Origin of the sequence: Enterococcus sp. DIV1067f, assembly GCF_050543505.1 — a bacterium.
Classification (GTDB): Bacteria; Bacillota; Bacilli; order Lactobacillales; family Enterococcaceae; genus Enterococcus_D; species Enterococcus_D entomosocium.
This window is the reverse complement of the sequence record NZ_CP172940.1, coordinates 2,914,348-2,928,959: the sequence shown is the minus strand read 5'-3', so window position 1 is coordinate 2,928,959 and position 14,612 is coordinate 2,914,348. Positions and strand designations below refer to the sequence as shown.

The 14,612-nt window shown below is 43.0% G+C and carries 13 protein-coding genes; 7 read left to right on the top strand and 6 right to left on the bottom strand.

Features of this window, described 5'->3' with window-relative positions:
- Nucleotides 1-120: 120 nt before the first annotated feature.
- Nucleotides 121-3,036 (top strand): FAD-dependent oxidoreductase, encoded by a 2,916-nt coding sequence (locus tag IGJ42_RS13455; protein WP_429946774.1) that lies wholly within the window; start codon nt 121-123, stop codon nt 3,034-3,036.
- 532 nt (nt 3,037-3,568) lie between these two features.
- On the opposite strand, the gene IGJ42_RS13450 is transcribed toward IGJ42_RS13455, so the two are convergent.
- The 4 genes from IGJ42_RS13450 to IGJ42_RS13435 all read right to left on the bottom strand — a co-directional run bounded on the left by IGJ42_RS13450 (nt 3,569) and on the right by IGJ42_RS13435 (nt 6,512).
- Complete coding sequence (locus tag IGJ42_RS13450; RefSeq protein WP_005234033.1) at nt 3,569-3,736, bottom strand: hypothetical protein; 168 nt, start codon at nt 3,734-3,736, stop codon at nt 3,569-3,571.
- A gap of 222 nt (nt 3,737-3,958) precedes the next feature.
- A complete protein-coding gene (locus tag IGJ42_RS13445; RefSeq protein WP_086298045.1) occupies nt 3,959-4,732 on the bottom strand; it encodes an ABC transporter permease in 774 nt (257 codons plus the stop codon).
- A 5-nt stretch (nt 4,733-4,737) separates the two neighbouring features.
- Entirely contained in the window at nt 4,738-5,541 is an 804-nt protein-coding gene (locus IGJ42_RS13440) for an ABC transporter permease (protein WP_016621669.1), read from the bottom strand.
- Complete coding sequence (locus IGJ42_RS13435; protein ID WP_005234036.1) at nt 5,538-6,512, bottom strand: ABC transporter ATP-binding protein; 975 nt, start codon at nt 6,510-6,512, stop codon at nt 5,538-5,540. The genes IGJ42_RS13440 and IGJ42_RS13435 overlap by 4 nt, the downstream gene beginning before the upstream one ends.
- A gap of 396 nt (nt 6,513-6,908) precedes the next feature.
- On the opposite strand from IGJ42_RS13435, the gene IGJ42_RS13430 reads away from it, so the two are divergent.
- Nucleotides 6,909-7,577, top strand: coding sequence for a CPBP family intramembrane glutamic endopeptidase (locus IGJ42_RS13430; protein ID WP_144330908.1), 669 nt, complete (start codon nt 6,909-6,911; stop codon nt 7,575-7,577).
- 46 nt (nt 7,578-7,623) lie between these two features.
- Here IGJ42_RS13430 and IGJ42_RS13425 read toward each other — a convergent pair whose 3' ends face one another.
- Nucleotides 7,624-8,415 (bottom strand): helix-turn-helix domain-containing protein, encoded by a 792-nt coding sequence (locus IGJ42_RS13425; RefSeq protein WP_008380558.1) that lies wholly within the window; start codon nt 8,413-8,415, stop codon nt 7,624-7,626.
- Between the two features lie 235 nt (nt 8,416-8,650).
- On the opposite strand from IGJ42_RS13425, the gene IGJ42_RS13420 reads away from it, so the two are divergent.
- The 3 genes from IGJ42_RS13420 to IGJ42_RS13410 all read left to right on the top strand — a co-directional run bounded on the left by IGJ42_RS13420 (nt 8,651) and on the right by IGJ42_RS13410 (nt 11,438).
- Nucleotides 8,651-9,664, top strand: a complete 1,014-nt coding sequence (locus IGJ42_RS13420) for an acyltransferase family protein (protein WP_144330909.1) — start codon at nt 8,651-8,653, stop codon at nt 9,662-9,664.
- 177 nt (nt 9,665-9,841) lie between these two features.
- Nucleotides 9,842-10,906 (top strand): DUF1002 domain-containing protein, encoded by a 1,065-nt coding sequence (locus IGJ42_RS13415; RefSeq protein WP_430615743.1) that lies wholly within the window; start codon nt 9,842-9,844, stop codon nt 10,904-10,906.
- A gap of 160 nt (nt 10,907-11,066) precedes the next feature.
- Nucleotides 11,067-11,438 (top strand): YccF domain-containing protein, encoded by a 372-nt coding sequence (locus tag IGJ42_RS13410; RefSeq protein ID WP_008380564.1) that lies wholly within the window; start codon nt 11,067-11,069, stop codon nt 11,436-11,438.
- A 257-nt stretch (nt 11,439-11,695) separates the two neighbouring features.
- On the opposite strand, the gene IGJ42_RS13405 is transcribed toward IGJ42_RS13410, so the two are convergent.
- A complete protein-coding gene (locus IGJ42_RS13405) occupies nt 11,696-12,547 on the bottom strand; it encodes a MurR/RpiR family transcriptional regulator (RefSeq protein WP_008380566.1) in 852 nt (283 codons plus the stop codon).
- A gap of 152 nt (nt 12,548-12,699) precedes the next feature.
- Here IGJ42_RS13405 and gnd point away from each other — a divergent pair, with 152 nt between their 5' ends.
- Complete coding sequence (gnd, locus tag IGJ42_RS13400; RefSeq protein WP_430615742.1) at nt 12,700-13,599, top strand: phosphogluconate dehydrogenase (NAD(+)-dependent, decarboxylating); 900 nt, start codon at nt 12,700-12,702, stop codon at nt 13,597-13,599.
- Between the two features lie 11 nt (nt 13,600-13,610).
- Entirely contained in the window at nt 13,611-14,612 is a 1,002-nt protein-coding gene (locus tag IGJ42_RS13395) for a D-isomer specific 2-hydroxyacid dehydrogenase family protein (protein WP_008380570.1), read from the top strand.

The following is a 14,612-nucleotide window of genomic DNA, read 5'->3' as shown; positions in this document are numbered from 1 at the left end:
TAATAACTGAACAGGGGAGACACTCATCTTTTCGACTTGTCCGAAAAAGATGGGTGTATTTCGTGATGCCTTAATACATGCGGTCTGACGAAGCAAGCTATTTGAAAGGAACTGATTTTTATGAAAAAAGAATTATTTGAACCGATCAAACAATCTTCTGGCGTTGAACTTAAAAATCGACTCGTTATGGCACCTATGACAACTCAATCTGCTTTTTACGATGGTGAAATAACGGAAGAGATCATTGAATACTATCGCTGTCGTGCCGGTGCAGCTGCGGCAGTGATCGTAGAAAGCTGCTTTATCGAAGAACATGGGCGTGGGTTTCCGGGAGCACTCGGGGTAGATACAGACAAGAAAATTGCTGGGCTCACTAGATTAGCAAAAGCCATCAAAGAAAAAGGCTCAAAAGCGATCCTGCAAATTTATCATGCTGGACGAATGGCATGGCCTGAGTACAATGGTGGAGTACAACCGATTTGCGCAAGTCCCGTCGCAGCGTTACGACCAAACGCACCTGTTCCGAAAGAAATGAGTAATGATGAGATCCTAACGATGATTCAACGATTTGGAGACGCGACTAGGCGTGCCATCAAAGCTGGTTACGATGGCGTGGAGATACATGGTGCGAATACCTTTTTGATCCAACAATTTTTCTCGCCTCACTCAAATCGCAGAAACGACTATTGGGGAGGCAGTCTGGAAAAAAGAGCGCACTTTCCATTAGCCGTATTAAAAGAAGTACAGCGGATCCGTCAAGAAGAATCGGTTGAAGACTTTGTTATCGGTTATCGTTTTTCGCCAGAAGAAATGGAAAAGCCTGGGATTTGTTTTGAAGAAACGATGTACTTGTTGAATCAACTAGCGAAAAGCAAGCCAGAGTACCTTCATTTTTCAATGGGAACGTACCAACGAAGCTCTATTATTGATAACGAGAGCAGCGAGCCATTAATTGTGAAGTTTTTAACAATGCGTTCGCCTGAACTTTCGACTATTCCGATTATAGGAGTGGGCTCTATCTTGCAACGAGAAGACGCAGAAGCAGCACTGAAAATTGGCTACGATTTGCTTGCCATCGGGAAAGGATTTTTAGTCGAACCTAATTGGGTTCAGATGATCGCCGAGAAGAAAGTTGTTCGTCATTTTGCTCTTAGTCATGCGCAAAGTGAGTTGAAAATCCCAACACCATTGTGGCAGTTTATGGAAGATATGGTCATTGATCCAGAAGAGGAGAAACAAAAGCATGAACGCTTGAAAGAACTCCAAAAGCGGAAAGTCGCTTACCAACCAGGGACTTATCTTGTACAAGCCCAAGGACACAATAGTCCGATTGAAATGCAAGTGACTTTTTCAAAGGAAACGATTGAAAAGATTACGATTGATAAAGGCAATGAATCTGAAGGTTTATCTGATTTAGTCTTTACGAGAATTCCGGCACAGATCATTGAAGGACAAACGCTGAATGTCGATGCTGTTTCTGGTGCTTCTGCTTCCAGTCAAGGGGTGATCGCAGGGGTGGAAGAAGCGGTAAAACTTGCAGGCGCCGATGTAGAGGTCCTCAAAGCACGGCCAAAGCCAGTCGTGGCTTGGTCAGAAGAAGTGGTTGAAGAAGCAGTTGATGTAGTGATCATTGGCTCAGGCGCCGCTGGGCTTGCTGCTGCATTGCGAGCGGATCAGTTAGAACGAAAGGTCATCTTACTGGAAAAATTAAGTTTTGTGGGTGGAGCGATCTCTATTAGTGGTGGAAACCAAATCGTGACTGGTTCGAAACTACAACAGATTGCTGGTGTAAAAGATGATACACCGACAGCAATGGTGGCTGATTTTCTGGAAAACGGGAATGGGCTGAACGATCGAAACCTTTTGACCCTTTTCGCTGAGAACGTAGGAGAAACCACAGATTGGGTCCATGAATACTTAGGTGTAGCCTACGATATGGAGCAAGGGCTGCACGTCCTACCAGAATATCAAAAAAATCGCGAACTTGCTTATCAAGGGGGCGGCGCTGGATTTGCCCAGACCGTCCGTAAAACACTACAGAATAGTGGGGTTCAGGTCTTGCTCCAAACGAAAGCCCAACAGCTACTAGTAGATGATCAAAATAATGTCATAGGCGTCAAAGCCGTCGAAGAATCAGGGAAAACTCATATGATCTATGCCCCAACGGTCATTATGACAACCGGTGGCTATGGGAATAATGCCTCCTTACTCAAGGAAAGATTCAAGCAAATTTTGTATTATGGACCAAAATCTGCCACCGGCGATGGTCTGTTGATGGCAACCATTCCTGCTTTAAAGGCACAAACGCGAGCGATGGATCAAGGAAAAATCTATCCCAATGGATTGGAAATTTCTCAAGGGGTGGCGAAATCAACGATTGGTGGCAATCTGATCGTGTTGAAAGAAAACGGTATTCTAGTGAATCAATTTGGAAAGCGGGTAGTAAATGAGCGAGCTAGCAATAAGCTAGTATTAGAAGCATTATTAAGACAACGCTCGCCAATGCTTTATTTATTGCTAGACGGCAAACACTTTGAGCATTTCAGCCAAGGTGTAGCAGAAGGCGGAATCACCAGTGAAGAGCTGGCTTGTTGGATTGCGCAAGAAGGAAAGGCCACACCTCGTATTCTTAAAGCTGCCACGTTAGAACAGTTAGCCATCAAAGCGCAGATGCCTGTAGAACAACTGATCGAAACAGTGGATAATTTTAACTACTGGGTAGCGCAAGGAAGCGACGAAGAGTTTCACCGTGCACCTGAATACTTGCAAGAACCGATTGGTGCAGGTCCCTATTATCTTATCGAACAAAAGCCTCGGTTTGCGACTACGCTAGGTGGGTTAGCGGTCAATCGTTCGTTGCAAGTTTTGAATCAGCAAAACCAGCCCATTAAAGGGCTCTATGCTGCAGGTGAAGTTGTGGGAGGCGTCATGGGATCAGACTCTCCATCAGGTGCCAATAATGCCTGGGCATTGACTTCTGGGAAATTAGCAGCAGAAGCTGTTTGGGAAATGACGAAAAGACCGAAAAAAGCGTAGAATCCGCTTTTTCGCTTTATTGCTAAATTGAGAAACCAGCGTCGATGACGGATCAGCTAGGAGAATCCTTCTATAATTCTCTTTCAGAAATTTGGCTAGAATCAGAGCGATTTAGGTCGTTTCTCTAGATAATCAAATCAGCAAAAAAACCAGAACGATCCTTTCGGGGGTTCTGGTTTTTTCGTGTGATTTTAACAAACTTGTCGTTTACGACTGATTGGTCGCCTGTAGCCACTGTCAATCTACTTTGCAAAAAAACATAAGTGGTACATCGTTCTACCTCGGACTTGGAAGAGTGATCGGCGAACGCACGGCATCCACAAAGGTTGCTGCGAAGATGGGGACGATATCACCGACATCAAAGGTGCATATGTTGCTTTCGCTAGACTTGATAAAGAGCAAAAGAACAGCGATTTGTTTGAAGGTGGACACAAATTGTGTGTGTCTAATAGCTTCTAAATCGGGTGTAATGACTAAAACAGCCTCGTTTGTTTCGGTAGGTTCGTAGCCATCTCCCCGTGTTTTTGACAACTTAAAGTGTATTTGAATAGAAGAAAACGTAAGAAATGGCAATCAAGCAAACCAACAATAAACCAGAGAGTGACAGAAAAAGCAGCATGATTCGTTTCTTCTTCAATCCAAGTACAAGTATCACTACATTCAATAGAAAGAAAACAAGTAAAATCGCTAAATATTCCATAACTGGTCCTCTTTTACGTTTTTATTTATCTTACCAGAGATTGCTTGCTTTTCCTAGCCAGTTTTTGTCTTTAAGGGGATAAATATTTACAGTATATCAGTGACGTGATTGCTCAAATAAAAAGCGACTGAGCAATTTTACAATTATCGAAAAGAAAAAGAGCACCAATCATTAGAGGATGCGTCTTCAATGATTGATGTCTATAAGGGCTTCTTGCTTGTTCTACGAACCCGTAGAAATATAATTCTTCAAACCTACTCGCCAAAAGAAGAAGGCGGGAAAGGCAAAGAGCAGACAAACCAACGGTGATAAGATCCACCAAGGATTAGTTACCCGACCAATGACATACAAGAATGGATAATACTGAAACCAAGCCATCGGCACGACGTAGGTCAACAAACGCAAGACGTGTTTTCCGTAGATACTAAATGGGTAGCGGCCAAATTCTCGGGCACCATCGGTAAAAATATTCATAAATTCAAGTCCTTGGATCGTAAAGAAGGAAATGGCGGCATACACTAAGAACAATAGGGCGAAAAAGAGGGCGCCGCAGACGATCATTAGAAAAAGAGTCAGGACATTTCCAAAATGCCAAGTAATTCCACTATTGGGAATCGCATAAGCAAACAACAGCAAGGCTTGAATAAAACGACCGAGACGAGAGAACTCCATTTTGGAAGCTAAGACTTGAAAGATCAAGGAGCGAGGGCGCACGAGTGCCCGATCGAACTCGCCATTACTGATCATTTGTGGAAAAAGATCGAACCCGCGAAAGAAGCATTCCGCAATCGAAAAGGCAAACAAAACCGTCGCAAAGGAAAGCAAGACTTCTTCAAAGGTGAAGCCATCCACTTGATGAAACCGGGTAAACATAAACCAAATGCCTAAAAAAGCAGTAAAGGAACCTAGAAATTGTCCCAAAGCAGTTAACACAAAGGAAACTTTATATTGCATCTGACTTTTGAGATGAATACAAAAATAATGCCAATAAACCATATTCCTTAACCTCCTTGCACAACGACACGCTTGAGTGCCTGCTGCAGCCAAATTTTTCCGATCACGATCAAAAGTACGAGCCAAAACGCTTGTAAGAGCAATGCTGAAACAAGCGCAAAGCCAGTCAGATCCCCGTTGTAAATTCGCAGCGGGACGTTTTGCATGGAAGCAAAAGGCAATAGTTCCACGAATTGGCGAAAAGGCTGTGGAAAGAAAGGCAGAGGAATGACCCCGCCAGCTAAAAATTCACCGATGGAGCTGATGACGATCCGCACCCCGATGGAGGATAATGTGTAAAAAGTCGAGATATAGACCAGCTGCGACATAGCGATCACTACACCTAAACTCAGCGCCATAGACAAAAGAAACAAGAACAGGGCAACGATGTTTGCTGGCAGAATCAAGCGATAAGGTGCTGGCAGTAAAAAGGCAATCACAAAAATCGGTCCGCAACGCAAGACGGCTTTTGCTAAGCGATTGGCAGCCGATTGGCAAAACCAGCGATTGTATAGATCCATCGGCCGCACAAGTTCGTAGGCGATCGTCCCTGTGGTGATGGTATTGAAAATTTCTGCCTCAAAGAACCACAACATAAATAAAGACAAGAAGGCTTGCTGGAGCCAAACATAGGAGACGGTTTGTTGAAAGGTCATGGGAAAGGCACTAGGATCTGCTTGGTAAAAGGCGTGGAATGCCAGAATTTCCATCAAGCCCCAAGCTAGTTGCGTAGCCATCCCGGCAATTGCCGCCGAGCGGTATTGCAAGGTATTGATAAAGCGAATGCGGAAAAATGCCTGATACTTCCTCATATTTGATACTCCTGATACAGCTTAGCGACCATTTCTTCGGCGGTGATACTGGCAACGGCCAAATCGGTGATCTCGACTTGATTGCTGAGCAGACTGAGCAGCTGAGCGACCGACACTTCTTTGGGATCAAGTTTCAGAACAAGGCGACCAACGTCTTTTTGAAGCAGCTGGACGTTTTCTGGCAGATGAGGTTCATTCCCTTGATAGTCGATCTCCAGCGTTTTGACATCAGAAAAACGATGCTTTAGTTCATCGAGGCGACCATCCAGCAAAATTTGCCCTTTGCCGATCAACAGAATTCGCTGTGTCAGCGCCTCGATATCTTGCATATCGTGGGTCGTTAGGATGACTGTGGTGCCTTTTTCTTGGTTTCTTTTTTTAATAAACTGACGCACGGCAATCTTTGATACAGCATCTAAACCGATGGTGGGTTCATCAAGAAATAAGATTTTGGGGTCATGGAGTAAGGAGGCGGCGATCTCACAGCGCATACGCTGACCGAGACTCAAGGACCGAGCAGGGGTTTTTAAGATCTCACCTAAATCTAGTAAGGTGACTAATTCTTCTAGGTTGCGCTGATAACTAGCAGCGTCGACTTTGTAGATATCACGGATCAAATCAAAGCTGTCATTGACGGGGACATCCCACCAGAGTTGACTGCGCTGCCCGAAGACGACGCCGATGTCTTTGACATGTTGAATACGTTCTTGCCAAGGCGTACGACCATTGATGTGACAAATGCCTTGATCAGGGGTCAAAATCCCGCACATGATTTTTATGGTGGTACTTTTTCCAGCACCATTAGGCCCGATGTAGCCAACCATTTCGCCTTCATTGATGGTAAAGCTGATGTCTTGCAACGCATGGACGGTGGTGGTTTCACGAGAAAGAAATGCTTTGGCTGCTTGGCGAAAGCCGCTTTTTCGCTTGGACACTTGGAAGGTCTTGCTGAGGTGTTCTACTTGGATCATTTGGATTCACTCACTTTCTTTTGACAAACGCGACAAAAAGAGCATTCGAAATCGAATACTCGCAACGAGTTGGTCCAAACGAACATGGTTGGGGCAGCGGTTCGTCAGCCAAACAAAAGTAGGAACAGTGTAGCATAAGAGAGCGCTTTTTTCAAACACTACTTATATTTTTTTGAGGGCAGCGAAAGAAAAAACGTGGTTTGTTGGATAAAATACGCAAAATAACTGTTTTTATTTTTTATTTGTTGTAAATACTGAGGAAACTCAGTATCATTAGAAACAAGCCGATAGCGGCTAAGTAGTTTCTGGATATATGGGGAACCAAGTGATGGACTGTGTCATGATTTGTCGTAACCCAATCCTGCAAAATGCAATGAGCAAACGATGGAGGAGAGCATGAAAGCAGTAAAGAACTTATTTATTTTGATTGGCTTATTCTTACTAAGTCAAGTAGGGATGACCGTATTCAGTGTGGTAAAAATCTATTATTTGGAAGCAGGAGAGCCGAGGATTCCTGCGATGATGAGCTACGGGTTGATTGCCTTGCTTTTGGCAAACATTGGCCTACTGATGTATTTGGCTCGGAAGCTAGGACTTGCCACCTTTGACTTTGGCTGGTCAACGAAGCGCAACTGGCTATGGATCATCGGTGGTTTTGTTTTAGGTCGATTCGTTGCTGTTGGTGGTACCATGTATCTGCAGCATATATCCGATCAAGAGGCGACCGCGAATGATGCATTGTTAGGGGAACTGTTTACAGGCGAAAATCCGCTTTTGATCTTCCTATTGATCGCTGTGGCGGCGCCAATCATGGAAGAAATTGTTTTCCGTGGTGGGTTTATCGGCCTTTTATTCAAGAAATACCCGATAGTCGGGATCATTTCAAGTGTAGCCGTTTTTAGTATCATCCATTCCGTCACCAATCTGGTCGAGTTTTTGATCTACGGTGCTATGGGGCTGATCATGGCGTTGATTTATGTAAAAACCAAGCGCTTAGAAACAGCCATCGCCATGCATTTTCTCAATAATGCCTTGGCGGCGATCGCAATGATCTTGTTAGGTTAAGAAGTCAGCAAAAAACCACCGATCAAAACGATTCGGTGGTTTTTGTTTACTCTGGCAGTTGTCCTTGTTCAAAGGGTAATTGTTCCAGTTCTTCTGCAGTAAAGAGGAGATCGCCTTCGTCTTCGATAGAAAATGCGTCACCTGCTGCAGATTTTTGATAGGCGCGCGCTTTATTCATATTACGAAGATAAAGATCCTTGTTTGCATTTAATTCTGGTGCAGCTAAATTGTCTTCGCGATTGCTGCGAATGACGATTTTGCTTGTTTGCGTGCCAAAATGAAAACCGTGATAACCCGAAACCATTAATTGGCTGGCATTTTCGCTGCTGTATTCTTTATAACCCGATAGACGGCCCGTTTTTACCATTGGCCGGTCGATCGTATAAGTGATCAAGTATTCCGTATCTTCAGGCAGCTGAATCACTTGTCCGGTTTCCTGATTCGTTATCTCAGTGGCAGGCAAGTGGTACTTTTTAATAGAAGTGATCGTTAGGTCTTCTTTTGTGAAAAAGACTGGATCGATCCAAAATCCTGCCAGCAAAATCGTACTTAAGCTAATACTGAGAACAGTCAAAAGGGCGATCAATACGAGGCCAATTCGTTTTCGGTGGGTGGTCAGATTGAGTTCTTGGACCATCTGTTTGTCTTCTTTTAATAAATAGTCCAAGGTCAATTCAAAATAGTTGCTCAGTTTGACTACTTGGTCTAGATCAGGATAGCTCTTGCCGTTTTCCCATTTTGAAATCAGTTGCCGAGTGACAAAAAATTCCTGCGCCAATTGTTCTTGCGTGAGATTTCGTTTGGTGCGTTCTTCTTTAATAATTTTCCCAATATCCATGTGTCTGTTTTGCCTCCATCATTCTTCTTATATATTATAGCAAACTCTTTTCTATGCGAACGAGGATCTATGAAATTAACGATGCAACAAAGGGTAACATCCTTTATTTATCAATGTTTCTACTTGTTGCACTGTCTTTCTATTCTGGAAGCTTTCAGTGCTGGTCAGAAAAAGAAAGGTCCAGTAGAGTGAAGTATGTTTGATCAAATTTGACGGAGAAAGGAGAAACGATCGAATGAAGACAAAACACCTTATGGTTCCAATTGGCTATACCCAATTCTTCGCTTCCTTACTGGTGATTCTCGTTCACTGTGGTCGACTGGCAGAAAACAACGGGCTTCATTTTTTGTTAAAGAGTCTCTTATGTCGTTTGGCGGTTCCTTTTTTTCTGCTGCTGAATGGCTATTTTTTTCAAAAGAGCACCTGTTCATGGCAGCAATGGTGCAAACGACAACTCAAGCTTTATTTGCGTTGGTCGATCGTGTATCTTCCCTTAGGTTGGTTTTATTTAGGACAGCAAAATCTTGCCGATCCATTACGGGTCATCGGTTTGGCTGCTGGCTTTTTAACAGTAGGGGTCTGGTACCATCTTTGGTATTTTCCAGCGTTGCTCTTTGGCATGTGGTTAGTAAGGAAAACCCGTTTTCTTGGCTATCGGTGGCAGTTTTTACTGGCGATCAGTTTGTATTTGATTGGCTGTCTTGAAACGTACAGCAGTTATTTAAGTGGACCTTTATTGGTATTTTATCAAAATTATCGGACCCTATTTTTTACAACGAGAAACGGTCTTTTTTATGGGTTTCTTTTTTTGCTGTGCGGGTTTTGTTTAGGTGAACACCAGAAACGTCCTTTTTTCACGAAGCATCTTGGCAGAAAATTCGCGGTCTCTCTTTGCTTATTAGGCATTGAAGGTCGACTGGTGTATCTCAATCAGGGGGACGATAAGAATTTCATGCTGTTCTTTGTGCCGACGACTCTTTTTTTCCTTGCTTGGCTGATCAAGCAGCAACCACAAAAGCGGACTTGGCAAGCAAAACAAGCAGCTGAGGCTAGTCGATTGATCTTTCTGAGTCACCCGCTGTTTCTGGAATCCGGGAAAGTCTTTTTTTCACTAGGAGGGTTTCCGTTGTTCTTTTATACGATAGTTTTAACGGGAGCCTTTCTCGGCTTGAGGAAAGTGGGCAGCCGTTTAAAATCCTATGCTGTTGGGTTTGCTAAAAAAACAGTTGATGAAAAGAAAAGCGCCTAAAGTATTACTGTACCAAGGATAATACCAAATTGCGCCTTTTTTAAATAGCAGCAGAGTTCTAAGTTTTTCTTCATTTCAGACCCTAGACGTAGGCTTTGCAAGAAAACCTATAGTACAATAACAGCAGTAAGAGGGGAAAATCCCTGAAAAAGAGATCAACACTTGGAGGATATAGTGATGAAAAAACAGACTCGAAAACCAGCGATGATTTTAGCGACTCTCTTGGTATCTAGCCAAGTTTTATTAGCAGCACCACAAGTTTTTGCTGACGAAACCAGTTCAACGACGAGCAGTTCCACTGCAACAAGCAGTTCTACCGCAACGACAGCCACTACCGACAGTCAAACAAGTACCTCTGACAGCAGTTCAGATCGTTTGCAAGTCAATGCTGTGGCGATCGGAAATGCCTTGACGAAAGCACAAGAAGACTACACACTTGAGCGCTTAGGCATCCAAGGCGAAACACCGATTTATACGACAAACGGTAATGACTTGATGAAATACATTCCCGATGGCGGCTTTACTGCAGATTGGGCGGTCTATAGCTCGGTCAGAATGCAGACTTTAGAAAGCGGGGCAGGAATCACTGTCGATATCGCGACACCAGATAACATTACCCGCATCACTGCAGCCCAGTACCAAAATTCAGCGCTGACGGCAGGAATCACTGATGCGAAGCTAACGGTCGCTTCTGCCGTACCGATCGACGGTTCCGGAGCTTTAGCTGGGGTATACAAAATCGTTGAAGAATCAGGCGGCGTCATCAATCAGAATCGAGTAGCTGTAGCTCAAGATGAGATGGATGTGCTTTCTACGATCACCGAAGAGAACAAAGACAAAGAAGGCTATTCCGATGAAGCTTTGAATGCTGCGCAAGAACAAGCGAAAACCGATTTGGCTGCTCAAACCGCAGATGGTACGGAATTGACTCAAGCAGATATTCAAGAGACAGTAGAAAAAGCCTTGAAGGACAACGGACTGGAAGGAATCGTTACGGAAAATCAAATTTCTGAATTGACCTCTTTAATGAGCGACATGCGAGACAACAATATCTTCGATGACTTCATCAAAGAATTGGATCTGTCAGAAGCTCGCAAGCAAATCGAAGAAACCTCTAAGGGCCTTTGGGAAAATATCAAGAGCTTCTTTAGCGGCATCTGGTCTTCGATCACCGGTGTCTTCGGCAATGACTCAAATGAATCAAATAACAGCAGCGAATCAACGGTTGATTCTGGACAATAAGCATTTTACAAAATAACGTATTTCGCTTGTATTAAGAAAAAAGAGAAGAGCGCAGGGGAAGGAGCAGGGACGCTAGTGCACATCTGAGTGCTAACGATGTCCTCTGCTTTCTTTGCTAAAACAGGAGCAGTCTTTATTAAAAAAGAAGGAGGGCAATCAGATGAATTTTTTAGGCAACGTGATTTGGTTTGTCTTTGGCGGCTTGATCGGTGCGATCTCATGGTTTTTGGCTGGGTGTTTATGGTGTATTACCATCATCGGCATTCCCATTGGTCTGCAATGTTTTAAGTTTGCGACTTTGTCATTAGCACCATTTGGGAAAGACATCGTTTACCGTGGCGGTGGCGTGTCCGTGATTCTCAATATTTTATGGTTGATTTTTTCTGGTATACCACTGGCTTTAGGACATTTAGCTAGCGCAGTCCTTCTAGCCATCACGATCATCGGCATTCCATTTGCGGCGCAATCATTGAAAATGGCGCGCTTAGCGTTGATGCCCTTTGGAGCAGAGATTGTGTCTAGTCGTTATTGATTTACCCCAAAAAATAGTCTTAAAAAACCACATTACAGAGCGGATAGCTTTGTGATGTGGTTTTTTTGCGAATATCAGCAAGAGTAAGGGACAAGATTTTTGGCAGGCTCACCGCAGTTGAATTTCAGAACTGAAAAAGTTGTTAAGAAACCAAAGAAGAGGACAGGAAAAAACACACAAGTTTTTTTGCATATCAACCGTGATTCACAAAAGATTTAGCGAAACACAGAAAAATGTTAAGTTTTTTTCTTCCCTTCTCAGGGTTCTTTGATTTTTGAAATGGAGCGCCGAATTTTGGCAATCGATTGTTGTGCTTTGTCTCGATTAATAAACATTAAGATGACATAGAGGGAATCCATGATGCTCAGTTGAGCGATTCTGGATGCCAATGCCTCTGAGCGAAACTCAGTTTCTTCGGAAATAGAGATGAAAACCACGTCGCCGAGTTTGGCTAAAGGAGAAGCAGCATGGCTAGTAATGACGATAATTTTGGCACCATTGTTTTTGGCAACTTGAGCTAGTTCAATGGTTTCTCTTGATTTTCCAGTATGAGAGATAAAAATGCCGCAATCATCTGGCGTCAACAATGAAGCCTCCATCAGTTGGATGTGATAATCACTGCTGTGGAAAACAGTGATCGGCGAGCGCAAAAATTTGTGATAGGCATCGGTTGCCACGATTTCTGAACCACCAACGCCGAAGAAAAAAAGTCGTTTAGATTTATTGATCATTGCAGCAGCAATCTTTAAATCTTCTTCTTTTAAAAGATTTTTGGTATCAGTCAGTGTGGTCATATTGGAATCAAATACTTTTTGAGCCATAGTCAATTCATTATCAGACTTCTGGATATTTTCATGGATCGAAATGGCAGAAAAATCATTTTCCTGCATCAGCATTGCCATTTTGAAGTCTTTAAATCCGTTGTAACCGAGTTTTTTTGTGAATTGAAAAAAGGTCGAATCAGCGATGCCTAATTCATTGGATAAATCACTGATTGAACTGTGGCTGACTTTACTAGGATTTTCCAAAATGTAGTCGGCAATCGCTTGTTCTTTGAGACTTAAGTCTTTATAAAGCGTTTTTATTTGCAGTCGAATCGAAACAGTCAAAGACGGTTACCTCCTTTATATGAACATTATCATCTTTGTATTGTTACGTTACCTCTTTTAAAGAAAAAAAGCAAATAAAAATTATTTTTATTTTTATTGTTTACAAAAAAATATTTTTTTGTATAATGGAAGTATGAAATGGAGGCGCTATCATGGAGGTAGGAATTATCGGACTTGGAAAAATGGGATTGAACTTAGCCCTCAATTTAAAAGATCAAGGTTATCAAGTAAAAGGGCTGGATCTTTCGGTACATGCGCAGAAAACAGCGCAAGAAGCTGGAATCACACTCTATCAAACGCTAGCTGATTTGACGAATTCCTTTAGCGGCCGACGGATTTTATGGTTGATGCTTCCTGCGGGAACGGTGACTGAGGGGGTTCTTGAAGAACTATGGACCCTTGTATCAGCGAAAGATATCGTGATTGAAGGCGGAAATTCTAATTACAAAGATTCGATTCGCCGAGCAGCCTGGTTTAAAGAAAAAGAGGTGCATTACTTTGATTGTGGGACTTCTGGTGGGGTTTCCGGAGCTAGAAAAGATGCATGTTTGATGATTGGCGGGAATGAGATCGCTTTTTTAGAGGTGGAATCTTTGTTTGCAGATGTGGCTGTTTTAGGAGGCTACCTTTACGCAGGGGAATCAGGAAGCGGTCATTTTCTAAAGATGGTCCATAACGGTATCGAATATGGAATGATGCAAGCGATCGGTGAAGGCTTTCAATTGATTGAACAAAGTGCCTATAACTTTGATTTGGCTTCCGTCGCGGAGGTATGGAATCATGGATCGGTTATTCGCAGCTGGCTGATGGAAATCGCAGCGGCCCAATTTAATGAGAGCCCTAAGTTGGAGGAATATCGCGGGGTTGTTGCAGATTCTGGTGAAGCTAGGTGGACAGTGGAAACGGCTTTGGAGATGAATGTTGCTGTACCGACGATCGCTATGAGTTTGTTTATGAGAAATTTGTCCCAAGAAGAAGACAGTTTCTCAGCAAAAGTCGTCTCTGCGCTAAGGAATGGTTTTGGTGGTCATGAGATTGTTGCAAAAGAGTAAGGAGGAAGAATATGGAACAGTTTAAGATCGCTATAGTGAATTCCAGCAGCTTTGGAAAAATCTTTCCGCAACATATCGAGCGGTTGAAAGCAATCGGAACTGTCAGTCCTTTCACGTTCGATAGCGAAATCAACGGGAAAGAATTGGCAGAAAAGCTTAAGGGATACAACATCATTATAGCAAGTGTTACCCCATTTTTTACCAAAGAATTTTTTGAGTACAAAGATGAATTGCTACTGATCACACGCCACGGGATCGGCTATAACAATATTGATTTAGAAGCAGCGAAGGACCACCAAACGATTGTTTCGATCATTCCAGCTTTGGTCGAGCGTGATGCAGTAGCAGAAAATAATGTGACCAATCTATTGGCGCTTCTGCGCTGTACAGTTGAATCGAATACAAAAGTCCGCGAAGATCAATGGGAAAAACGAGCGAACTTTGTCGGACGCGCACTATTTAACAAGACAGTAGGCGTGATTGGTGTCGGCAATACTGGAAGTTGTGTAGTAGAAATATTGAGAAATGGTTTCCGCTGCGAGATTTTGGCATACGATCCATATAAGTCCGCTTTGCATATTCAAAGCTATGGCGGAAAAAAAGTCGAGCTAGACGAGCTGCTAGCAAAATCAGATATTATTTGTCTATGTGCTAACTTGACGGAGGAAAATTATCATATGATTTCCTTTGAAGAAATTTCAAAAATGAAAGATCAAGTGTATCTCTCCAATAGTGCCCGTGGCGCACTTTTGAATGAAGAGGCAATTGTAAGCGGATTAAAAAGTGGGAAAATCGCTGGTCTTGCCACCGATGTCTTAGAGGAAGAGCCTGGTCATAAAGATCATCCGTATTTAGCTTTTGAAAATATAGTTATGACACCGCATACATCAGCTTATACTATGGAATGCTTAGAAGAGATGGGAAACAAATGTGTAACGGATATTGAACGAATCGTTAAGGGACTGCTGCCAGACCGTGCTGTTCAAGCGGAAAGTCGGTTTTTGGCTGTATAA